Annotated in this window: 19 protein-coding genes; 15 read left to right on the top strand and 4 right to left on the bottom strand. The window is 70.2% G+C overall.

Annotation, left to right across the window (positions count from 1 at the left end; genetic code table 11):
• Nucleotides 1-58: 58 nt before the first annotated feature.
• From ABT304_RS05090 to ABT304_RS05080, 3 genes are all read left to right on the top strand, one after another.
• Nucleotides 59-649, top strand: a complete 591-nt coding sequence (locus tag ABT304_RS05090; RefSeq protein ID WP_350713624.1) for an NADPH-dependent FMN reductase — start codon at nucleotides 59-61, stop codon at nucleotides 647-649.
• Nucleotides 646-1077, top strand: coding sequence for a YybH family protein (locus ABT304_RS05085; RefSeq protein WP_350713623.1), 432 nt, complete (start codon nucleotides 646-648; stop codon nucleotides 1075-1077). Before ABT304_RS05090 ends, ABT304_RS05085 begins: the two co-directional genes overlap by 4 nt.
• Before the next feature lie 163 nt (nucleotides 1078-1240).
• The gene (locus tag ABT304_RS05080; RefSeq protein ID WP_350713622.1) at nucleotides 1241-2500 is read left to right on the top strand and encodes an MFS transporter; all 1260 of its coding nucleotides are present in this window, start codon (nucleotides 1241-1243) and stop codon (nucleotides 2498-2500) included.
• Here ABT304_RS05080 and ABT304_RS05075 read toward each other — a convergent pair.
• Nucleotides 2484-3068 (bottom strand): uracil-DNA glycosylase family protein, encoded by a 585-nt coding sequence (locus ABT304_RS05075; RefSeq protein WP_350713621.1) that lies wholly within the window; start codon nucleotides 3066-3068, stop codon nucleotides 2484-2486. The genes ABT304_RS05080 and ABT304_RS05075 overlap by 17 nt on opposite strands.
• Nucleotides 3069-3137: 69 nt before the next feature.
• Between ABT304_RS05075 and ABT304_RS05070 the strand changes: the two genes are divergently transcribed.
• Together ABT304_RS05070 and ABT304_RS05065 are read left to right on the top strand one after the other, a co-directional pair.
• The gene (locus ABT304_RS05070; protein ID WP_350713620.1) at nucleotides 3138-4094 is read left to right on the top strand and encodes a Ppx/GppA family phosphatase; all 957 of its coding nucleotides are present in this window, start codon (nucleotides 3138-3140) and stop codon (nucleotides 4092-4094) included.
• Nucleotides 4095-4104: 10 nt separating this feature from the next.
• Nucleotides 4105-4875 (top strand): sugar phosphate isomerase/epimerase family protein, encoded by a 771-nt coding sequence (locus ABT304_RS05065; RefSeq protein ID WP_160026433.1) that lies wholly within the window; start codon nucleotides 4105-4107, stop codon nucleotides 4873-4875.
• Between the two features lie 142 nt (nucleotides 4876-5017).
• Here ABT304_RS05065 and ABT304_RS05060 read toward each other — a convergent pair whose 3' ends face one another.
• Nucleotides 5018-6223 (bottom strand): MFS transporter, encoded by a 1206-nt coding sequence (locus ABT304_RS05060; protein ID WP_350713619.1) that lies wholly within the window; start codon nucleotides 6221-6223, stop codon nucleotides 5018-5020.
• 74 nt (nucleotides 6224-6297) lie between these two features.
• On the opposite strand from ABT304_RS05060, the gene ABT304_RS05055 reads away from it, so the two are divergent.
• From ABT304_RS05055 to ABT304_RS05010, 10 genes are all read left to right on the top strand, one after another.
• Nucleotides 6298-7488, top strand: a complete 1191-nt coding sequence (locus ABT304_RS05055) for a heparan-alpha-glucosaminide N-acetyltransferase domain-containing protein (protein WP_350713618.1) — start codon at nucleotides 6298-6300, stop codon at nucleotides 7486-7488.
• Between the two features lie 92 nt (nucleotides 7489-7580).
• A complete protein-coding gene (locus ABT304_RS05050) occupies nucleotides 7581-8177 on the top strand; it encodes a TetR/AcrR family transcriptional regulator (protein ID WP_350713617.1) in 597 nt (198 codons plus the stop codon).
• 44 nt (nucleotides 8178-8221) lie between these two features.
• A complete protein-coding gene (gene ccmA, locus ABT304_RS05045; protein ID WP_350713616.1) occupies nucleotides 8222-8935 on the top strand; it encodes a heme ABC exporter ATP-binding protein CcmA in 714 nt (237 codons plus the stop codon).
• A complete protein-coding gene (locus ABT304_RS05040; RefSeq protein ID WP_350713615.1) occupies nucleotides 8932-9669 on the top strand; it encodes an ABC transporter permease in 738 nt (245 codons plus the stop codon). Before ccmA ends, ABT304_RS05040 begins: the two co-directional genes overlap by 4 nt.
• A gap of 234 nt (nucleotides 9670-9903) precedes the next feature.
• The gene (locus ABT304_RS05035; RefSeq protein ID WP_350713614.1) at nucleotides 9904-11943 is read left to right on the top strand and encodes a molybdopterin oxidoreductase family protein; all 2040 of its coding nucleotides are present in this window, start codon (nucleotides 9904-9906) and stop codon (nucleotides 11941-11943) included.
• Nucleotides 11940-13382, top strand: a complete 1443-nt coding sequence (locus ABT304_RS05030; protein WP_350713613.1) for an FAD-dependent oxidoreductase — start codon at nucleotides 11940-11942, stop codon at nucleotides 13380-13382. Before ABT304_RS05035 ends, ABT304_RS05030 begins: the two co-directional genes overlap by 4 nt.
• Nucleotides 13382-16018, top strand: coding sequence for a nitrite reductase large subunit NirB (nirB, locus tag ABT304_RS05025; protein ID WP_350713612.1), 2637 nt, complete (start codon nucleotides 13382-13384; stop codon nucleotides 16016-16018). The genes ABT304_RS05030 and nirB overlap by 1 nt, the downstream gene beginning before the upstream one ends.
• On the top strand, nucleotides 16015-16359 hold the full coding sequence (gene nirD / locus ABT304_RS05020) for a nitrite reductase small subunit NirD (protein WP_350713611.1): 345 nt from the start codon (nucleotides 16015-16017) through the stop codon (nucleotides 16357-16359). Before nirB ends, nirD begins: the two co-directional genes overlap by 4 nt.
• Before the next feature lie 41 nt (nucleotides 16360-16400).
• A complete protein-coding gene (locus ABT304_RS05015; protein WP_350713610.1) occupies nucleotides 16401-17516 on the top strand; it encodes a uroporphyrinogen-III synthase in 1116 nt (371 codons plus the stop codon).
• Nucleotides 17513-18187, top strand: coding sequence for a sirohydrochlorin chelatase (locus tag ABT304_RS05010; RefSeq protein ID WP_350713609.1), 675 nt, complete (start codon nucleotides 17513-17515; stop codon nucleotides 18185-18187). Before ABT304_RS05015 ends, ABT304_RS05010 begins: the two co-directional genes overlap by 4 nt.
• A gap of 133 nt (nucleotides 18188-18320) precedes the next feature.
• Here the strand turns inward: ABT304_RS05010 and argJ are convergent, their stop codons facing one another.
• Together argJ and ABT304_RS05000 are read right to left on the bottom strand one after the other, a co-directional pair.
• Complete coding sequence (gene argJ, locus ABT304_RS05005) at nucleotides 18321-19469, bottom strand: bifunctional glutamate N-acetyltransferase/amino-acid acetyltransferase ArgJ (protein ID WP_350713608.1); 1149 nt, start codon at nucleotides 19467-19469, stop codon at nucleotides 18321-18323.
• 50 nt (nucleotides 19470-19519) lie between these two features.
• Nucleotides 19520-19981: a hypothetical protein gene (locus ABT304_RS05000; protein ID WP_160026446.1), complete on the bottom strand. Its 462-nt coding sequence runs from the start codon at nucleotides 19979-19981 to the stop codon at nucleotides 19520-19522.
• Between the last annotated feature and the right edge of the window lie 331 nt (nucleotides 19982-20312).

Genomic DNA, 20312 nt, shown 5'->3' with positions numbered 1-20312 from the left:
TACGTCTCCTTCGTCGGAGGGACAGCAGACCCACGACAGCTTCAAAGGAGTCCGGAACATGATCAGCATCGGCATCATCCTCGGCAGCACCCGCCCCAACCGTGTCGGCCCACAGGTCGCCGGATGGGTCCACGACCAGGCCTCGCACCGCGACGACGCGACCTTCGAGCTCGTCGATCTGCGCGACCACCCGCTCCCGCACCTGGACGAGCCCGTGCCGCCGATGTTCGGGCCCTCGGCCAACCAGCACACCCGAGACTGGGCGGAGCGGATCGCGCCGTTCGACGGCTTCGTGATCGTGACGCCGGAGTACAACGGCGGCATGCCCGGAGTTCTGAAGAACGCCATCGACCACGCCTGCGCGGAGTGGACGAACAAGGCGGTCGGGTTCGTCTCGTACGGTGTCAGCGGCGGCGCCCGGGCGGTCGCCCAGCTGCGTACGGTCTGCGGGGCGCTGGGCATGGCCGACGTGAGCCGTCCGGTGGAGCTCTCGCTCTTCACCGACTTCGAGAACCACGCCACGTTCGTGCCGGCGGACCGGCACACCGTCGCGCTGACCGCCATGCTCGACCAGGTCATCTCCTGGAGCACCGCCCTCGCGCCGCTGCGCGAGGGCAGCCTCGTCGGGGCCGAGGGAGGCGCGTCATGAGCGCGGCGGAGGAGACCGCGATCCGCGGCCAGATCGAGAAGGTCATCGACGGACTGCGTGCCAAGGACCTCGAGGCCCTGCGAGAGCCGTACGCCTCCGACGTCGTGTCCTTCGACGTCGAGCCGCCGCTCCAGCACGTCGGGATCGAGGCGAAGCTCGCCAACTGGGAGCGGGTCTTCCAGGTCTTCGAGACCGTCGACTACGAGCTCCGGGACTTGACCCTCACCATCGGTGACGACGTCGCGTTCGGGCACGCCTTCGGCCGCCTTAGCGGGACGATGAAGAACGGGGTCGCCACTGCAGGCATGTGGGTGCGGGTCACCTACGGGCTGCGCAGGATCGACGGCACCTGGAGGATCGCCCACGACCAGGTCTCGGTGCCGTTCGACATCCTCAGCGGCAACGGCGTGACCGACCTCGAACCGTGACGGAGATGACGTTTCGGGGATTCCGGATGGCCGGGGTGGGCGGCGTATTCTTGTAGGTACGGAGCCACCGCTCCGTTTCCATTGTGTGTATCACCTCGCGCTGGCCCCGCCGGCGGACCAAGGCGGCACAGAGCCGCGGTTCGCAGCGGGAGGTTCGAGAGAGATGTCAGTGCAGAGCGAGCAGAGTCTGGTGCGCTCGGTCGGAGGGACGTACTTCCCACTCGCGCTGGTCGCGCGGATGCCGTACGCGATGATGGTCGTCGGTGTGCTGACGCTGGTCGTCGCGGGCCGCGACTCGCTGGCGCTCGGCGGTCTGAACTCGGCGATGGTGGGGATCGGAGCCGCGTCGTGCGGCCCGCTCCTCGGCGCCGCGGTCGACCGGTTCGGCCAGCGGCGCGTGCTGCTGGTCGTCGGCGCCGCGAGCAGCGCGATGCTGGCCGCGATGGCCTGGGTCGTCTACAGCCCGCTGCCCGACGCGGCCGTGCTGGCGGTGGCGTTCCTGGTCGGTGCGACCGCCCCGCAGATCGCACCGCTGTCGCGGTCCCGGCTGATGGCGATCATCTCCACGTGCATCGTCCCGGGACGTCGCGTGCGGGTGATCAACTCGACCATGGCCTACGAGTCGGCGGCCGACGAGATCGTCTTCATCGTCGGTCCTGTCGTCGCGGGCGTCCTCGCCGTCACGATCGACCCCTGGGCGCCGGTCGTCGCCGCCGCGGTACTCACCCTGATCTTCGTCTCCGCCTTCGCCCTCCACCCGAGCGCCGCGACCGCACAGGCCTCGTCCGGCCGTACGCCCGCTGCCGGCTCCGTGCGCGAGCTCGCTCGTCCGCGCGTGGTCGTCATCGTGGTCGGCATCCTCGGTGTCGGGCTCTTCTTCGGCTCGATGCTCACTTCGCTGACCGCGTTCATGGCCGACCACGGGCGTCCCGAGGAGGCCGGCCTGGTCTACGCCGCGATGGGCGTCGGATCGGCCGCGCTGGCGCTGGGCGTCGCCGCCTTCCCGGTCGGCTTCACCTCGGCCGCGCGCTGGCTGGTCTTCGGCGGGCTGATGCTCGCCGGCGCCCTCGCGCTGCCGGCGGTGTCGTCGGTGACGGGGATGGTCGTGGCGTTGCTCGTCATCGGTCTCGGCATCGGCCCGACGCTGGTCACCCAGTACGGCCTCGGTGCCCGCCGCAGCCCGGTCGGCCGGTCGGCCACCGTGATGACCATGCTCGGCTCCGCGGTGATCCTCGGCCAGTCCCTGGCCTCCGCGGTCACCGGAGGCATCGCCGAGCGCTGGGGCACCGACGCGGCACTCCTGCTGCCCGCCGCTGCCGCGCTCGTGGTCGTGGTCGCCGGTGCGGTCAACGCCCGGATCGGAGAACCGTCCGTCACCGTCGTCGCCAGTCCGGATCGCGAGGCGGCTACCGCCGGCCGCTGAGCACCTCGTCGACGCGGCGCCGCAGCTCGGGCAGGACGTCGGACGCGAACCACGGGTTGCGGGACTGCCAGCGGAAGTTCAGCGGTGAGGGGTGGACGAGCGGGAACCGCTCCGGGAGATAGTCGCGGAAGCTGCGTACCCGCTCGGTCAGCGAGCTCTTCCCGCCGAGATAGTGGCGCTGCGCGTAGTCGCCGACGACCAGGGTGAGGCTGATCCGTGGCATCAGCTCGAGCAGAGGAGGGTGCCACCTCGGCGCGAAGTCGGCCCGCGGCGGCAGGTCGCCGGTCGTGGCCTTGCCCGGGTAGTAGAAGTCCATCGGCAGGATCGCGAACGCCGTCGGATCGCGGAAGGTGGCCTCGTCGACGCCGAGCCACTCGATGAGGCGTCGCCCGCTCGCGTCGTTCCACGGGATGCCGCTCTGCTGAGCCTTGATGCCCGGGGCCTGGCCGATGATCAGGCACCGAGCATCCTGATGAGCCACGTAGACGGGCTCGAACCCTGCCGCGACGGCCCACGCGTTGCTCGGGTGGGTCGTGATGTCTCGGCGGATGCTGTCGAGTTCCTCCACGAGGTCATCTTCGCCCTCATCTCCAGCGGAGTTCCGCTCGGGGAACGGCGAGCCACTAAAGTCGAGCCTATGCGTCTGGGCGTACTCGACATCGGATCGAACACGGGACACCTGCTCGTGGTCGACGCCCACGGCGGGGCGGCCCCGTTACCGGCGTACTCGTTCAAGCAGCCGCTGCGGCTGGCCGAGCACCTCGATGAGGCCGGCGATGTGACCGAGGCCGGGATCGAGGCGCTGACCGCCTTCACCCGTGAGTCGGTGGCGGTGGGGGAGGAGAAGGGCGTCTCGGAGATGCTGGCGTTCGCGACCTCGGCGGTGCGCGATGCCGGCAACTCGCAGCAGGTGCTCGACCGCGTACATGCCGAGACCGGGGTCGAGATCGAGGTCCTTCCCGGCGACGACGAGGCGCGGCTGACCTTCTTGGCGGTACGCCGCTGGTTCGGCTGGTCCGCCGGACGGCTCGCCGTCTTCGACATCGGCGGCGGTTCGCTGGAGATCGCGGCCGGACTGGACGAGCAGCCGAACGTCGCCTGGTCGCTGCCGCTGGGCGCCGGCCGGCTCGCGCGCAGCTACTTCGGTGACCGCCCGACGGAGGAGGAGCTGCGGGAGCTGCGCCGGTCGATCCGCGCTGCGATCGCCGAGGACGCGGGCAAGATCCTGCGCGACGGCCAGCCGGACATGGCGGTGGCCACCTCGAAGACGTTCCGCTCGCTGGCACGCATCTGCGGTGCCGCACCGAGCGGCGAGGGGCTGCGGGTGCGCCGCCAGCTGCCGCTGACCGAGCTGCGCGACTGGATCCCCAAGCTGCTGGAGATGTCGCTCGAGGAGCTCTCCGATCTGCCCGGGGTCAGCCCGTCACGGGCCCATCAGATCGTGCCCGGTGCGCTGGTCGCCGAGGCGTGCCTCGACATCTTCGACGTGCCCGCCTTCGAGATCTGTCCGTGGGCTCTGCGGGAGGGTCTGATCCTCGACCGTCTCGACCACCTGTCCTTCATCGACAGTTCCGATCTTGGAAGGTCCGGCTAGGAGGCCCGCGATGATCTCGTTGTCGACGTCCTCGACGTACCCCGAGTCGACCGCCCGCGGCTTCGCCTATGCGGCCGAGGTGGGGTACGACGGGGTCGAGGTGATGGTCGGCATCGACGCGCTCTCCCAGCAGACCCACGCGGTCAAGCAGCTCGCCGAGCACCACGGCATCCCGATCGTCGCGATCCACGCGCCGACGCTGCTGTTCACCCAGCAGGTCTGGGGCTTCGAGCCCTGGGGGAAGCTCGAGCGGTCGGCCGAGATGGCCGCCGAGGTCGGCGCGGGAGTGGTCGTCGTACATCCGCCGTTCCGCTGGCAGCGCGAGTACGCGGCCGGGTTCGTGGAGGGGATCGCCACGCTGGAGCGCTCGACCGGGCTGAAGTTCGCGGTGGAGAACATGTATCCGTGGCGCGCGGCCAAGCGCTCGACGCCGATGTACCTGCCCCACTGGGACCCCTCGACCGAGGACTACGCCAACACCACCATCGACCTCTCCCACGCCGCGATCGCCGACGACGACGTGATCGAGATGGCGAAGCGGCTCGGGCCACGGCTGCGGCACATCCACCTCACCGACGGCACCGGCTCGGCCAAGGACGAGCATCTCGTCCCCGGGCGGGGCCACATGGGCGCCGACCGCTTCCTGCGCCACCTGGCCGCCTCGGGGTTCGACGGCGAGATCGTCCTCGAGATCAACACCCGCCGGGCCCGGTCGCGCGCCGAGCGCGTCGCCGATCTCCGCGAGTCGCTCGAGTTCGCGCGGAAGCACTTCCAGGCCTGACCCATCCGCTGGTCGAGCCCGCGAGCGCCAGCGAGCGGTGTCGAGACCAACACGGTGCCATCGAGCGCCGAGGGGACTGTGTTGGTCTCGACACGGATTCGTTCGTGCCTCACGAATCCGGCTCGACCAGCGGTTGTGGCGGTCAGTCGTGGGCGGCGAGCCAGGACCAGGTGAGCGAGGTCAGGGCGAGGAGGAGGACGGCGGTGGCGACGCCCCACCAGCCGACGACGTACGCATAGCCGAGCAGCCAGCCGAAGAGGCTCGAGCCGCCGTAGTAGAAGAGGTTGTAGAGGGCGCTGGCCTGGGCCTTTCCGACCCGCGCGCGGGCGCCGACCCAGCCCGAAGCGACGCCGTGGGCGCCGAAGAAGCCGGTGGTGAGGACGAACAGGCCGGTCAGCACCATCGCGAGGTTGTCGGGGAAGGTCATCGCGACGCCGATGATCGTGATGACGACGCAGGTCAGCATGACCTTTCGCCGCCCGTGGGTGGCCGCCAGCCGGCCCGCGACCGACGAGGAGACGGTGCCGCCGAGATAGGCGAAGAAGATCTGGCTCGAGATCGCCACAGGCAGCCCGAAGGGCTCGCGTTCGAGGCGGAACCCCAGATAGTTGTACGTCGCCACGAACCCGCCCATCAGCAGTGCTGCCTGCCCGTAGAGGACGAGCATGCCCGGGTCGCGGAGATTGGCGAGCACCCCTTCGCGTACCGATGTGGTCGGCCTGCCGACCGGGCGGACCCAGCCCTGCGCGCGCGGGATCAGGGTGATCGCGATGATCGCGGCGATCGCCGAGAGGACGCCGCCGGCGGTCACGCCCAGGCGCCAGCCGCCGAGGTCGGCGAACGGCCCGGTGATGACCCGGCCGAGGAGGCCGCCGACGGTGGTGCCGGAGATGTAGATGGCCGCGGCGAGGCTGACGTGGCGTACGTGGATCTCCTCGGCCAGATAGGCGACCGCGAGGGCGGGTACGCCGCCGAGCGCGAGACCTTCGAGGCTGCGCAGGACAAGGAGCGTGGTGAAGCCGGGGGCGAGCGGGGTGAGCAGACCGAGGACGAGCGAGATCGAGAGCGCGATCTTCATCGCCGGTGCCCGGCCGATGCGGTCCGCGACCCACGACCAGCCGAGGACGCTGACCGCCAGCCCGAGGGTCGCGGTCGAGACGGTGAGCGCGGCCGAGGCCTCGTTGACCTCGAGCGCGTGCGCGACGGTGGGGAGGATGCCCTGGGTGGAGTACATCTGCCCGAAGGTCGCGATCCCGGCGGCGAAGAGGCCGATCAGGATCCGGCGGTAGCCGCTGCTGCCGGCATCGTGCCCGACCCAGGGGCGGGTCAGGGAGGCATCGACGGACATCGTTCTCACGGTAAAGCAGGTGTTGTGGATGGGTGAAGCCGCGGCGTACGTGAGATATCTCTACTCTGGGGGCGATGTCAGCGCTCTCCGATCGACTCTCCACGCGTCTCGTCGGCGTCGACGTGGCGCGGTGCCTGGCGTTGCTGGGGATGATGGCGACGCACGTGCTCGACCCGGTCGACGCCTCCGGGGAGCTGACCAGGATCCAGGCCGTCGCCGGCGGCCGGTCCGCGGCGCTCTTCGCCGTGCTCGCCGGGGTCAGCCTGGCGCTGATGACCGGACGTCAGGCGCCGGTGAAGGGGCGGGTGCTCGCGTCCCGGTCGCTGGGACTGGTCGCACGGGCCGTGCTGATCGCCGCGCTCGGGCTGGTGCTCGGGTCGCTCGGCACCAACATCGCGATCATCCTGACCTACTACGGGGTCCTGTTCCTGATCGCCATCCCGTTCCTCGGGCTGAGGGCACGGTGGTTGTGGCTGCTCGGTGTGCTCTGGGTCGTCATCGGTCCGATGTTGTCGCAGGTCATCCGGCCGATGCTGCCGCCGCGGCAGTTCTCCAGCCCGGAGCCGTCGCAGCTGCTGGAGCCGGGCCGGCTGCTCGCCGAGCTGCTCTTCACCGGCTACTACCCGGCCGTTCCGTGGCTGGCCTATGTGCTGATCGGGATGGCCATCGGCCGGGTCGATCTGCGCAACCGGCTCGTGGTCGACATGATCTGGACCAGCGGCATCATCATCTCCGTCTCGGCCACCTGGCTCTCGGGGAGGCTGACCCGGATGCCGTCGGTGGCCGCGGAGCTGCTGCGCACCTATCCCGAGACCGACATCGACGGGGCGCTGACCGCGATGAGCCACGGTCTCTACGGGCAGACGCCGGTCGACGGCGGCTGGCAGTGGCTGCTGGTCGTCGCGCCGCACTCGTCCACGCCGTTCGACCTGGCGCAGACGATCGGCACCTCGATGTTCGTCATCGGCGCCTGCCAGATGATCGCGCTGCGGCTGCCGGACCGGTGGCGCGCCGGGATGGCGGTGCTGTTCGGCGCCGGCACGATGACCCTCACCCTCTACACGCTGCACGTGGTGATGAAGACCGATGCGGTCTGGCCGCGGGAAACGCCCGACACGTACGTCTTCCATGTGCTCGTCGTGATGGCGATCGGTGCGCTCGTCACCGCGTGGGGTCGTCCGGGTCCGCTCGAATGGCTCGTCGGCCGTCCCGCGGCCTGGTTGCGTCGGACGGAGCCTCGCCCCGAGCTGTCGTCGTCGGGTTAGCGTGGTCGCGTGAGCGAGCGTCAGCGAGTGAACCGTCAGGACGTCATGCGACCGCGTCCGTATACTCGCGCTTGCGCTACGGATGTGGTCGCATGAGCACGACGGCACCGCGGCGAGGGCGCAGGCCCGGCTCGCCGGACACCCGGGCGGCGATCCTGACGGCGGCTCGGCAGCGCTTCGCGCAGCAGGGGTACGCCGCGACCTCCGTCCGCGGGATCGCGACCGCCGCCGGGGTCGACTCTGCCCTGGTGCACCACTACTTCGGCACCAAGGAGGACCTCTTCGTCGCGTCGCTGGAGCTGCGGGTCGATCCACGAGACGTCGTTCCCGTGATCGCCGCCGGGGGCCGCGACGGGGTGGGGGAGCGGCTCATCCGCATGCTCCTGAGCATCTGGGACGACGAGGAGTCCCGGCTCCCGTTGATGGCGTTGATGCGCAGCGCTTTCGAGCCGGAGGGGAAGGCCCTGGTGCCGGATGCCTTCGGCCGGCTGATCCTGGCGCCGGTCGGCGAGGCACTCGAGCTCGATGAACCCGAGCGGCGGATCACGTTGGTGGCCTCGCAGCTGGTCGGGCTCGTCGCGCTGCGCTACATCGCCCGGATCGAGCCGCTCGCGTCGGCTCCGGTGGACACGCTGGTGGCGACGTACGCACCGGTGGTCCAGGGCTATCTGACCGGGCCTTTGCCGTAGTCCTCTTGCGTGCGGCGCCCCGTCGTGCCACATTTCATCATGTGATGAATAACGTGGTGGAGGCGTCCGGTCTCCGAGTCGTGCGCGGGAAGAACGAGGTGCTCCATGGCCTCGACTTCTCGATCCGGGCAGGTGAGGTCACCGGCCTGCTCGGGCCGTCCGGGTGCGGCAAGACGACGCTGATGCGGGCCCTGGTCGGCGTGCAGGCGAAGGTCACCGGGACCCTCACCGTCCTCGGCCGCCCGGCGGGCTCGGCGGTGCTGCGCCCGAGGATCGGCTACGTCACGCAGGAGGCCAGCGTCTACGAAGACCTGACGGTCACCGAGAATCTGAAGTTCTTCACGCGTGTGCTGGGGGCGCCGCGGTCGTCGGTCTCGGACGCCATCGCGACGGTCGATCTGACCGACTGCAAGGACCAGGTCGTGCGCGATCTCTCCGGTGGTCAGCGCTCGCGGGTCGGGCTCGCCGCCGCGCTGCTCGGCTCACCGGACCTGCTGGTGCTCGACGAGCCGACCGTCGGACTCGATCCGGTGCTCCGCGAGCAGCTGTGGGGCACCTTCCGGGACCTGGCCGCCGCAGGTGCGGCGGTCATCGTCTCCAGCCATGTGATGGACGAGGCCGAGCGCTGCGACCGGCTGCTGCTGATGCGCGACGGTGCTTTCCTCGCCGACGGCAGTCCGGCCGAGATCAAGCAGAAGGCGAACGCGGACGACATCGAGCACGCTTTCCTGACGCTGGTGAAGGAGGCGGCGCGATGAGCCTACGACGAACCCTGGCCGTGGCCGGACGGGTCCTCGCCCAGATCCGGCGCGACCACCGCACCTTGGTGATGCTGGTCGTCCTGCCGACGCTGCTGATGACGCTGCTGTGGTGGATGTACGAGGAGTCGCCGGTCCCGATCTTCGACCGGATCGGTCCGGCGCTGCTGGCGATCTTCCCGTTCATCGTGATGTTTCTGGTCACCTCGGTGACCACGCTGCGCGAACGCTCCTCGGGGACGCTCGAACGACTGCTGGCGATGCCGCTGGGCAAGGGAGACTTCCTGCTCGGCTATGCGCTGGCGTTCGGGCTGCTCGCCGCGATCCAGTCCGGCGTGGCCGTCGGGGTCAGCGTGGGTCTGCTCGGGCTGGAGATCACCGGCTCGGTCGCTCTGCTCGTGGTCGTCGCGATCGTCGACGCCGTCCTCGGCACCGCGCTCGGGCTGCTCGTCTCCGCCTTCGCCACCACCGAGTTCCAGGCCGTGCAGTTCATGCCGGCGATCGTGGTCCCGCAGATCCTGCTCTGCGGCCTGCTCGTACCGCGCGAGTCGCTGCCGACCGTCCTGGAGGCCATCTCCGACGTACTCCCGCTCTCCTACGCCGTCGACGCGATGACCCACCTGGTCACCTCCGCCGACACCGGCGAGGTCTGGACCGACCTGGCGGTCGTCGCCGGGTTCGTCGTCGCCGGTCTCGCCCTCGGGTCGGCGACGCTACGGCGGCGTACTCCCTGACTGCCGAGCCGTCACCCGCGTCGGCCGAGGCGTCACTCCCGCTGGCCGAGTTGGCACCGCGATGTCAGTTCGGCCGACGCGGGTGACGTCTCGGTCGACGGGGCTGACGTCTCGGCGGGTTGTGAGGTGGTGAGCGGAAGTTGACGGAAGGGGTACGGAGAGCGGATCGGCGCGAAACCTTGACACCGGAGAGTAGAGGTCGCCAGTCCCCGACCCGAAACGGTGTGAGTACGCGTGACCGACACCCACTGCCCTTACTGCAGCTTGCAGTGCGGGATGACCCTTTCACGCAAAGGGCCCCGGCTGGAGGTCAGTGCGAGATCGTTCCCGGTGAACGAGGGTGCGCTCTGCCGCAAGGGGTGGACGGCGGCGGGGCTGCGCGGAAGCCGTGAGCGGCTCACCACCCCGATGGTGCGGGACCGGGCGACGGGGGAGTGGAGCGCGGCGACGTGGGACGAGGCCCTCGACCTGGTCGCCTCGAAGCTCGCCGACCTTCGGGAGACGCACGGCGCCGACGCCAACGCCGTCTTCGGTGGCGGCGGGCTGACCAACGAGAAGGCGTACCAGCTCGGGAAGTTCGCCCGGGTCGCGCTCGGCACCTCCCAGATCGACTACAACGGCCGCTGGTGCATGTCCTCGGCGGCCTCGGCCGGCAACCAGGCCTTCGGCGTCGACCGCGGTCTGCCGTTCCCGCTGGCCGACATCGAGAAGACCGACGTCTGCGTGCTGGTCGGCTCGAACCTCGCCGAGACGATGCCGCCGGCCGCCCGCCACCTCGACCGGCTGCGCGAGAACGGCGGCAAGGTCGTCGTCATCGACCCGCGGCTGACCCCGACCGGCGAGCGCGCCGACCTCTTCCTCCAGCCGGTCCCCGGCACCGACCTGCCGCTCGCGCTCGGCGTCCTGCACCTGCTCGACGCCGCCGGCGCGGTGGACGAGGACTACATCGCCGAGCGGACCACGGGCTTCGATGACGTACGCCGCTCCGTGGCCGCCTGGTGGCCGGAGATGGTCGAGCGGGTCAGTGGGGTCGAGGCCGCGCAGCTGCGCGAGCTCGCGTCCCTGCTGGCGAACGCGGAGAAGGTGATGGTCCTGACCGCGCGCGGCGCAGAGCAGCACGCCCAGGGCACCGCCACCGTCCTGGCCTGGCTCAACGTGGCGCTCGCGCTCGGCATGCCCGGAAAGGCGTACGCCGGCTACGGCTGCCTGACCGGCCAGGGCAACGGCCAGGGTGGCCGCGAGCACGGCCAGAAGGCCGACCAGCTTCCCGGCTACCGGATGATCGACGACCCCGCCGCCCGGGCGCACGTCGCCGCGGTCTGGGGCATCGCCCCCGAGACCATCCCCGGCAAGGGCCGCTCCGCCTACGAGCTCCTCGACGCGCTCGGCACCCCCGAGGGCCCCAAGAGCCTGCTCGTGTTCGGCTCCAACATCGTCGTCTCCGCCCCCAACGCCACCCACGTCACGTCGCGACTGGCGGACCTCGATCTCCTGGTCGTCGCCGACATGGTGATGAGCGAGACCGCCGCGCTGGCGGACGTGGTCCTGCCGGTTACCCAGTGGGCCGAGGAGACCGGCACCATGACCAACCTCGAGGGCCGGGTCATCCTGCGCAACCAGGCGATCAGCGCCCCTGACGGAGTCAAGAACGACCTCGACATCATCACCGGACTCGCCACCCGCCTCGGTGCCGCCTCGACCTGGTCGACCGATCCCGAGGAGATCTTCGAGGAGCTCCGCGCCGCCTCGAAGGGCGGTAAGGCCGACTACAGCGGCATCACCTACGACCGCATCCGCGACGAGGACGGCGTCTTCTGGCCCTGCCCGGAGGACAGTCAGGGCACCCCGCGCCTCTTCGCCGACTCCTTCTTCCACGCCGACGGCCGGGCCCGCTTCATCGACGTCGCCCACCGTGGCCCGGCCGAGCAGCCGACCGCCGACTACCCGCTTCACCTGACCACCGGCCGGGTGCTCGCGCAGTACCAGTCGGGTGCCCAGACGCGACGGATCAAGGACCTCCCCGAGGATGGCGCGTTCGTCGAGCTCCACCCGCTGCTGGCCGACCGGGTCGGCGCCCACGACGGCGACCCGGTCGTCGTACGCACCCCGCGCGGCGAGATGAAGGCGCCCGCGCGGATCGTCACCACGATCCGCCCGGACACCGTCTTCGTCCCGTTCCACTGGGTCGGCGCCAACAAGCTCACCAACGACGCCCTCGACCCGTCCAGCCGGATGCCGGAGTTCAAGGTCTGTGCCGCGGCGGTGAGCGCATGAGCGAGCCCGTGAGTGAGAAGCGGATCGTCATCATCGGTGGCGGCATGGCCGCGGCGCGGCTGGTCGAGGGACTGGTCGCGCGCGGCCTCGGCCCGCAGACGACCGTGCTCGCCGAGGAGCGGCACGCTCCGTACAACCGGATCCTTCTCTCCGCCGTGCTCGAGGGCACTCACCGTCCCGGGGCGCTCGCACTCCGCGAGAAGCAGTGGTACGCCGACCGGGGAGTCGACCTCCGCCTGAACAGCCTCGTCGTGGACATCCACCGTGACCGCCACGAGGTCGAGCTCGCCGACCGGACGACGGTTCCCTACGACGCCGTCGTGCTGGCCACCGGGGCCATCCCGACCCTGCCGCCGATCCGCGGCGTGGTGCGGATGGACGGCTCGCTGGACCCGCGGGTGCAGGCCTTCCGCAGCCTCGACGACTGCGCGCGGCTGCTCGACACTCTTCATGACCACCCGCGCAGCGCGGTGATCGTCGGCGGTGGCCTGCTCGGTCTTCAGGTCGCCCGCGCGTTGGCGGTCCGCGGCATCGAGACCGAGATCGTCGAGGGCCGCGACCACCTGCTCAGCAGCCAGGTCGACGCGTCGGCGGGCAAGGTGCTCAAGCGGTCGATGGCCAAGCTCGGCACCCAGGTCTACCTCGGCGCCCGCGCGACCAGGCTGACCGACGAGGGGCTCAAGCTCGACAACGGCTACACCCTCGAGACCGACCTGGTGGTGCTCACCGCCGGCGGCCGGCCGCGCGCCAACCTGGCCCGCCGCGCCGAGCTCACCGTCAACCGGGGCATCGTCGTCGACGACCAGCTGCGCAGCGTCGACGACCCGGACGTGTACGCGATCGGCGACTGCGCCGAGCACAACGCGACCGTGACCGGATTCGTCTCACCCGCCTGGGAGCAGGCCGGCGTCCTCGCCGACGTCCTGGCCGGCGGTCCCGCGACCTATCAGGGACACCGCGTCGTCGCCCGCCTGCGCGCCACCGACCTCGACGTCTGCGTACTCGGCGAGCCCGAGAACGAGACGGGGGAGGTCGTCGAGATCGCCAACCCGGTCAAGGGCACCCACCGCAAGCTGGTCGTACGCGACGGCCGCATCGTCGCCGGCGCCCTCGTCGGTGACCTGAGCCGGGTCGGCCTGATCACCCAGGCCTTCGACCGGCAGACGGTGCTCGGCGAGCACGAGGCCGGTCAGCTGCTGCTGCCCGAGCCGTCCAACAGTCCGCGTCCGGAGCTCCCCGACGACGCGGAGGTGTGCGCCTGCGCCGGCGTCAGCGCCGGCCGGATCCGCGCGTGCCGGTCTCTCGAGGACGTACGCGACACCACCCGTGCCACCACCGGATGCGGTGGCTGCGCGCCGACCGTACGTCAGCTTCTGGCCACCCGGCCCAGCGGCACCCAGCTCAATGAAACGCAGCTCAGCCTGGAAGGAACTACGTGATGAGCCCTCACCTCCGCAAGAAGGTCGTCGTCGTCGGCCACGGCATGGTCGGTCACCGCTTCGTGACCGCCGCCATCGAGCGCGGACTCACCGAGACCCACGACATCGTGGTCTTCGGTGAGGAGCCGCGCCCGGCGTACGACCGGGTCGCCCTCACCAGCTTCTTCGAGGTCGGCGCCGAGGCACTCTCCTTCCTCCCCTCCGGCGTCTACGAGGACCCGCGGGTCACCCTGCGCACCAGCACGAGCGTCGTCGAGATCGACATCGCCGCTCAGACGGTGATGCTCGCCGACGGCGAGGAGATGGCGTACGACGAGCTGGTGCTCGCCACCGGAGCGGCGCCGTTCGTGCCGCCAGTGCCGGGTTCGGAGCTCGGGAACGTCTTCGTCTACCGGACGATCGAGGACCTCGAGGCGATCCGCGAGGCCGCGAAGACCGCCACGACCGGGGCCGTGATCGGCGGTGGTCTGCTCGGGCTGGAGGCCGCCAACGCGCTGCACCAGCTCGGCGTCAAGACCCACGTGGTCGAGCTCGCGCCGCGGCTGATGGCCGTGCAGGTCGACGACGCCGGCGGCAACACGCTCAAGCGCCACATCGAGAAGCTCGGCCTCACGGTGCACACCGGGGTGATGACCGAGTCGATCTCACCGGACTCGACCGGTTCCGTCGCCGAGATCTCGGTCGTGGACGAGGACGAGAGCGGCGTGCTCGACGGCAAGGTCAGCGCGCTGAAGTTCAAGGACGTCGAGGAGCCGCTGCCGGTCGACATGATCGTCTTCTCGGCCGGTATCCGGCCGCGCGACGCGCTCGCCCGCGCCGCCGGCCTGGACCTGGCCGAGCGCGGCGGCGTACTGGTCGACGAGCAGTGCCGGTCCTCGGACCCGCACGTGTGGGCGGTCGGCGAGTGCGCCGCGCCCGGCGGGAAGATGTACGGCCTGGTGGCCCCCGGCTACGACATGGCCGAGGTCGTCGCCGACGCGCTGCTCGGCGGTGCCGGTACGTTCACCGGCGCCGACATGTCGACGAAGCTCAAGCTGCTCGGTGTCGACGTCGCGAGCTTCGGTGACGCGCACGGCACGACCGACGAGTGCCTCGAGCTGACCTACTCCGACGCCGTCGCCGGTGTCTACAAGAAGCTCGTGATCAGCGAGGACGGCACCCGCCTGCTCGGCGGCGTGCTGGTCGGAGACGCCTCGGCGTACGGCCTGCTCCGGCCCATGGTCGCCTCAGGCATGACGCTTCCGGAGAACCCGGAGGAGCTGATCCTCCCCCAGTCCAGTGGCGGTGGGGGAGGAATTCAGCTTCCGCCCGAGGCGCAGATCTGCTCCTGCAACAACGTCACCCGCGGTGACATCGAGGCGGCCGTCGATAACGGCTGCGAGAGCGCGGCGGACGTCACCAAGGAGACCAAGGCCGGGTCGACCTGTGGTTCCTGCAAGGTGCAGGTGAAGAAGATCGTCGAGGACTACTTCACCGCCCAGGGCAAGACCGTCGACACGAGCCTGTGCGAGCACTTCAAGATGACCCGCGCCGAGCTCTTCGACGTGGTCCTGATCCACGGCTACAAGACCTTCGACCAGATCATCGAGGCCCACGGCACCGGCCGCGGCTGCGACCTGTGCAAGCCCGCCGTCGCGAGCATCCTGGCGAGCCAGCTCAACGGGCACGTGCTGGCCAAGGAGAACCGCAAGCTCCAGGACACCAACGACGCCTACCTGGCCAACCTCCAGAAGAACGGCTCCTACTCCGTCGTCCCGCGCATCCCCGGCGGTGAGATCACCCCGGAGGGCCTGATCGTGATCGGTGAGGTGGCCAAGGAGTTCGGCCTCTACACCAAGATCACCGGCGGCCAGCGCATCGACATGTTCGGTGCCCGGATGGAGGACCTGCCCGCGATCTGGAAGCGGCTGGTCGACGCCGGGTTCGAGTCCGGCCATGCCTATGGGAAGTCGCTCAGAACCGTGAAGTCCTGCGTCGGCTCGACCTGGTGCCGCTACGGCGTCCAGGACTCCGTCGGCCTCGCGATCATGCTCGAGACCCGCTACCGCGGGCTGCGCTCGCCGCACAAGCTCAAGGGTGGCGTCTCCGGGTGCGCCCGCGAGTGCGCGGAGGCCCGCGGCAAGGACTTCGGTGTCATCGCCACCGAGAAGGGCTGGAACCTGTACGTCGGGGGCAACGGTGGCGCGATCCCGGCCCACGCCCAGCTGCTCGCCGGTGACCTGAGCACCGAGGAGCTGGTCCGCTACCTCGACCGCTTCCTCATGTACTACGTACGCACCGCCGACCGCCTCCAGCGCACCTCGACCTGGATCGACTCCCTCGACGGCGGCCTGGACCGGGTCCGTGAGGTCGTGGTCGACGACGTCCTCGGCCTGGGTACCGAGCTCGAGGCGGCGATGGCGCGGCACACCGAGACGTACTTCGACGAGTGGAAGGCCACGCTCGAGGACCCGGAGAAGCTGCGCCGGTTCGTCTCCTTCGTCAACGCCCCCGACATCCCGGACCCCAACATCTCCTTCGGATCCACGCGCGGCCAGATCGTCCCGGAGGTCGGCGAGGAGCCGGCCGCTGTCGGCCCGGTCTCGCTCGGTGCCTCGATCCCTGTCGGAATGCCCACCATGGAGGAGTCGCGATGACCCAGACCCAGACCGTGACCCACATCGCCGTCTGTCGCCTCGACGACATCGACCCCGAGACGGGCATCGCCGCGCTGGTGCGCGGGGAGGCCGTCGCCGTCTTCCGGACCCTCGACGACCGGGTCTTCGCGCTGTCGAACTTCGACCCGTACGGCCACGCCTCGGTGCTCGCCCGCGGGATCGTCGGGACGCGTGGTGAGGTGCCGTTCGTGGCCTCGCCGCTGCTCAAGCAGCCGTTCTCGCTGGAGAGCGGCCAGTGCCTCGACGACCCATCGGTGTCGGTCGCGACCTACGAGGTCGACGTCGTCGACGGAGAGATCCGGGTCGGCGCCCGGCGATGACGAACGCGGCACAAATGATCCAGGGGACCTACGATTCCGATGTGGACAGTGGCGCGCTGAGCGGCTTCCGCGTCGGCGTGACCGCGGCGCGGAAGGCCGAGGAGCAGATCAACCTGCTCGAGAGGCGGGGAGCACACGTGGTGTGGGCCCCCGCGCTCTCTGTCGACCCCAACCGGGTCGACGCCGGCGCGCTGCGTGCCGTGACGGAGCAGATCATCGGCCAGAAGATCGACATGTTCCTGGCGACGACCGGTATCGGGACCCGCACGTGGTTCGACGCCGCGGAGGAGTGGGGACTGCTCGACCGGCTCCTGGAGACGCTTCGCGGCGCCGAGATCCTGGCCCGCGGCCCGAAGTCGGTCGGTGCGATCCGGCGGCGCGGGCTGCGGGAGCTGTGGGCGCCGGAGTCGGAGGAGTTCGACGACGTCCTGGAGCACCTGCGCGGCCGCGACCTGAGCGGCAAGCGGATCGTGGTGCAGGAGCACGGGCAGTCGCTGTCGATGGTCGTACATGCGCTGACCCGGCAGGGTGCCGAGGTCATCAACGTGGTCGTCTACCGGGTCGAGTCGGCCGCCGACCCCGAGCCGATGTTCCGGCTGGTCGAGGCGCTGGCCGACGGCGAGCTGGACGCGGTCACCTTCACCTCCGCTCCCGCCGTGGCCGCGTTCATGCAGGCCGCCGGGTCGGTCGGCCTGCGCGACGAGGTCGTGGCGGCGTTCCAGGCCGATGTGGTCGCGGCCTGCGTCGGTCCGGTGACCGCCGCCGCCTTCGAGATGTGGGGCGTACCCACCATGATCCCCGACCGCTCGCGCACCGCGGCCATGGTCAAGATGCTCGAGACCGAGCTGCCGCTGCGGCGCGAGGGCCTGCTCATCGAGCTTGCCGGCGGTCATCAGCTGCTGCTCCACGGCGACGCGGTGATCCTCGACGGCGCCGAGGTGAAGCTCTCGCCGGCGCCCGCCGCCGTCCTGGGTGCTCTCGTCGCCAACCCCGGCATCGTCGTCTCCCGGCAAGCCCTGCTCGCCATGCTCCCCTCGGGCACCGCCGGCTCCGAGCACGCGGTCGAGATGGCGGTCGCCCGGCTCCGCTCGGCGCTCGGCACCAAGACCATCCAGACCGTCGTGAAGCGCGGCTACCGGCTGGCGGTGGACTCATGAGGCTCGTCGTCGTCGCCCACGGCACCCGGCAGCTGCTCGGCAACGCGGTCGCCTCGATCATCGCCAAGCGCGCCGGCCGCGTGCTGGGGATGGAGTCGAAGGCTGCGTACGTCGAGCTCTGCGAGCCGCTGCTCACCGACGTCCTGGCCGACGGCCAGCCGTCGGTCGTGGTCCCGCTGCTGCTCTCGACCGGCTACCACATCAAGGTCGACCTGCCGCGGGCCGCCGAAGGGCTGCCGGTGGCGATGGGCCGCGCGCTCGGACCGGACCCGCTGCTCGCCTCCGCGCAGGTCTCCCGGCTGGTCGCCGCGGGCGCGGTCCCCGGCCGGCCCGTCGTCCTGGTCGCCGCCGGCTCCAACGACCCGTCCGCCCGAGCCGACATCGCAGCGGCCGGTCAGATGCTGGAGAAGGCCTGGGGTGGTCCGGTCAGGGTCGCCACCGTCTCCGGCTCGGGCGCCCCGCCCATCGACCAGGTCGTACGCCCCGGCGACGCCGTCTCTCCCTACCTGCTCGCTCCCGGCTTCTTCTCCGACCTCGTCCGCTCGCGCTCCTCGGCGGCGGGTGCGGAGACCGTCGCCGACGTCATCGGCCCGCACCCGGACGTGATCGAGCTGGTCGTACACCGCGCCGCGGCGCTCCTCGCGAAGGAGCGGTCCGCGCAGGCCGGTTAACCGCTGGTCGAGCCGCCGGAGCCGCTAGGCGGAGGCGTGTCGAGACCAACACGGTCCCATCGGCGTTCGATGGCACTGTGTTGGTCTCGACGCGCTCGGCCGCAGGCGGCCTCGCGGCTCGACCGACGGCGGCTCAGGTGGTGTAGTCGGCGTTGATGCGGATGTAGCCGTCGGTGAGGTCGCAGCCGTAGACGGTGAACTCACCCTCGGCGATGCCGAGGTCGACCTCGATGGAGACTTCATCGCCAGACAGATAAGTCGACAAATCCGCCAATAGATTTGCCGAGACCTGAGCGGGGTAGGTCTCGGTGCCGCCGAAGGCGATGCGTACGTTCTCGGGGGAGATGTCGGTCTCCTCGCGGAGCTTGCCGATGGCCATCGCGACGCGGCCCCAGTTGGGGTCTGCGCCGTGGACGGCGGTCTTGACCAGCGGCGAGTTCACGATGGCCTTGCCGACCCGCTTGGCCTGGGCGTCGTCGCGAGCGCCGCCGACCGAGACGGTGATCAGCTTGGAGGCGCCCTCCCCGTCGGAGGCGATCTTCTTCACCAGCGCGAGCGCGGCGTCGTAGAGCGCTGCCTCGAACTCGCCCAGGTCGACCGCTCCGGCCGTGCCGGAGGCGAAGATCGCGGCCGTGTCCGAGGTCGAGGTGTCGGTGTCGATCGAGACGGCGTTGTAGGTGCGGTCGACGACCCGGCGGAAGGCGGCGTCGAGCTCGGCGGCGGGCACCGCGGCGTCGGTGAAGAAGTAGGTCAGCATCGTGGCCATGTCGGGCTCGAGCATCCCGACGCCCTTCGCGATCCCGGTGATCGTCGCGTCGCCGACGGTCCGGGTCTCGATCTTGGCGATCGTGTCGGTCGTCATGATCGCCGCCGCGGCGGCGTCGAAGTCGGCGTCGCCGGCGGTCCCGGCGAGCTTCTCGAGCGCGGGCGTGAGCACGTCCATCGGGTACTGCACGCCGATCACGCCCGTCGAGGCGACCAGCAGCTCCTCGGGGCGCACGCCGACGACCTCGGCCGCCAGACGGCGTACTTCCAGGGCGTTGGCATCGCCCGTCGGCCCGGTCGCGACGTTGGCGTTCTTCGAGATGGTGACCATCCCGCGGAACGCGGAGAGGTCGGAAGCTCGGGAGAGCAGCACCGAGGCGCCGGCGAATCGGGATCGGGTGAAGACCGCGGCGCTCGTGACCGGGCCCGAGGGGGCGGCGACGACGGCGAAGTCGTCAGCGCCCTCCTTGAGACCGAGGTTGGCGGTGACTCCGACGAATCCGGCTGGTTGAGGCATGCGGACAGCCTAGGCTGTGTTCGATCCTTGGGGTCAGAGCGTCTTGCGCCCTATGTCCGCAACCACGCGAACGCGGCGGCTTCCAGGATCATCCAGGACCGAAGTACGCGGCCCACGAACGTGATCGCGACGAAGAGCATCAGGTTGGCCTTGAGCGTGCCGTAGACCACCGCCAGGATCGCCAGCGGCGGAAGCCCGCTGAGCGCGGCGACCGCGAGCAGCCCGCCGGCGTAGGCGGGCCGGCCCTGCGTACGTCGCTCCCACTTCTCCATCCGCTGCTGCCACTTCTCGCACGCCATCTTCTTGCGGACGAAGGGGAGCGAGGTGGTGCCGTGGCCGGCGTAGTACCAGACGACCTTGGAGCTGGTCTGGCCGATTCCCGCCACCAGCGCGAGCACCAGGGCGGAGAAGGTCAGGTTCGAGGCGGCCACCGCGAGGTAGGTCTCGAAGTTGATGACGGGGAAGAGCCCTCCGGCGAAGGAGGCGGCGAAGGTCCCGAGAATGAGGTCCATCAGGCGACCTCTGGACCGTTCGGGAATTGAAACAGTTCAACGTCTGTGTGTTGGGGGATCACCCGCGAAACCTTAGATGTAATTCGTGCCACAGTGCGACATCGGCGTCACATCCACATTACGGACCACTCGCCGAAATGAGGCGATTCTCACTTAAACATGGGGGTCACAGGGGTCTCAGGACCGGCTATCGGAACATCGCCTGCAGTTGGATCGATCAATTGTCCAGGCCCGTGATCGATGACCCACTCTGGTGCACGGTACCCCGGTTGGAGGCCTCTTCAACTGGGGTAACGTGCCTGCAATCGGCGAAACTTTTGAAGGGTGTCGG

It is taken from the genome of Nocardioides sp. NPDC000445 (genome assembly GCF_040300245.1).
Lineage (GTDB): Bacteria > Actinomycetota > Actinomycetes > Propionibacteriales > Nocardioidaceae > Nocardioides.
Note: the sequence above shows the minus strand (reverse complement) of the source record. Positions and strands in the feature narration are given on the sequence as shown.

Excerpts from the sequence above, each read along its gene's own strand:
- ABT304_RS05090 (WP_350713624.1), top strand. The coding sequence starts at position 59 with ATGATCAGCATCGGCATCATCCTCGGCAGCACCCGCCCCAACCGTGTC.
- ABT304_RS05085 (WP_350713623.1), top strand. The coding sequence starts at position 646 with ATGAGCGCGGCGGAGGAGACCGCGATCCGCGGCCAGATCGAGAAGGTC.
- ABT304_RS05080 (WP_350713622.1), top strand. The coding sequence starts at position 1,241 with ATGTCAGTGCAGAGCGAGCAGAGTCTGGTGCGCTCGGTCGGAGGGACG.
- ABT304_RS05070 (WP_350713620.1), top strand. The coding sequence starts at position 3,138 with ATGCGTCTGGGCGTACTCGACATCGGATCGAACACGGGACACCTGCTC.
- ABT304_RS05065 (WP_160026433.1), top strand. The coding sequence starts at position 4,105 with ATGATCTCGTTGTCGACGTCCTCGACGTACCCCGAGTCGACCGCCCGC.
- ABT304_RS05060 (WP_350713619.1), bottom strand. The coding sequence starts at position 6,223 with ATGTCCGTCGATGCCTCCCTGACCCGCCCCTGGGTCGGGCACGATGCC.
- ABT304_RS05055 (WP_350713618.1), top strand. The coding sequence starts at position 6,298 with ATGTCAGCGCTCTCCGATCGACTCTCCACGCGTCTCGTCGGCGTCGAC.
- ABT304_RS05050 (WP_350713617.1), top strand. The coding sequence starts at position 7,581 with ATGAGCACGACGGCACCGCGGCGAGGGCGCAGGCCCGGCTCGCCGGAC.
- ccmA (WP_350713616.1), top strand. The coding sequence starts at position 8,222 with ATGAATAACGTGGTGGAGGCGTCCGGTCTCCGAGTCGTGCGCGGGAAG.
- ABT304_RS05040 (WP_350713615.1), top strand. The coding sequence starts at position 8,932 with ATGAGCCTACGACGAACCCTGGCCGTGGCCGGACGGGTCCTCGCCCAG.
- ABT304_RS05030 (WP_350713613.1), top strand. The coding sequence starts at position 11,940 with ATGAGCGAGCCCGTGAGTGAGAAGCGGATCGTCATCATCGGTGGCGGC.
- nirB (WP_350713612.1), top strand. The coding sequence starts at position 13,382 with ATGAGCCCTCACCTCCGCAAGAAGGTCGTCGTCGTCGGCCACGGCATG.
- nirD (WP_350713611.1), top strand. The coding sequence starts at position 16,015 with ATGACCCAGACCCAGACCGTGACCCACATCGCCGTCTGTCGCCTCGAC.
- ABT304_RS05010 (WP_350713609.1), top strand. The coding sequence starts at position 17,513 with ATGAGGCTCGTCGTCGTCGCCCACGGCACCCGGCAGCTGCTCGGCAAC.
- argJ (WP_350713608.1), bottom strand. The coding sequence starts at position 19,469 with ATGCCTCAACCAGCCGGATTCGTCGGAGTCACCGCCAACCTCGGTCTC.
- ABT304_RS05000 (WP_160026446.1), bottom strand. The coding sequence starts at position 19,981 with ATGGACCTCATTCTCGGGACCTTCGCCGCCTCCTTCGCCGGAGGGCTC.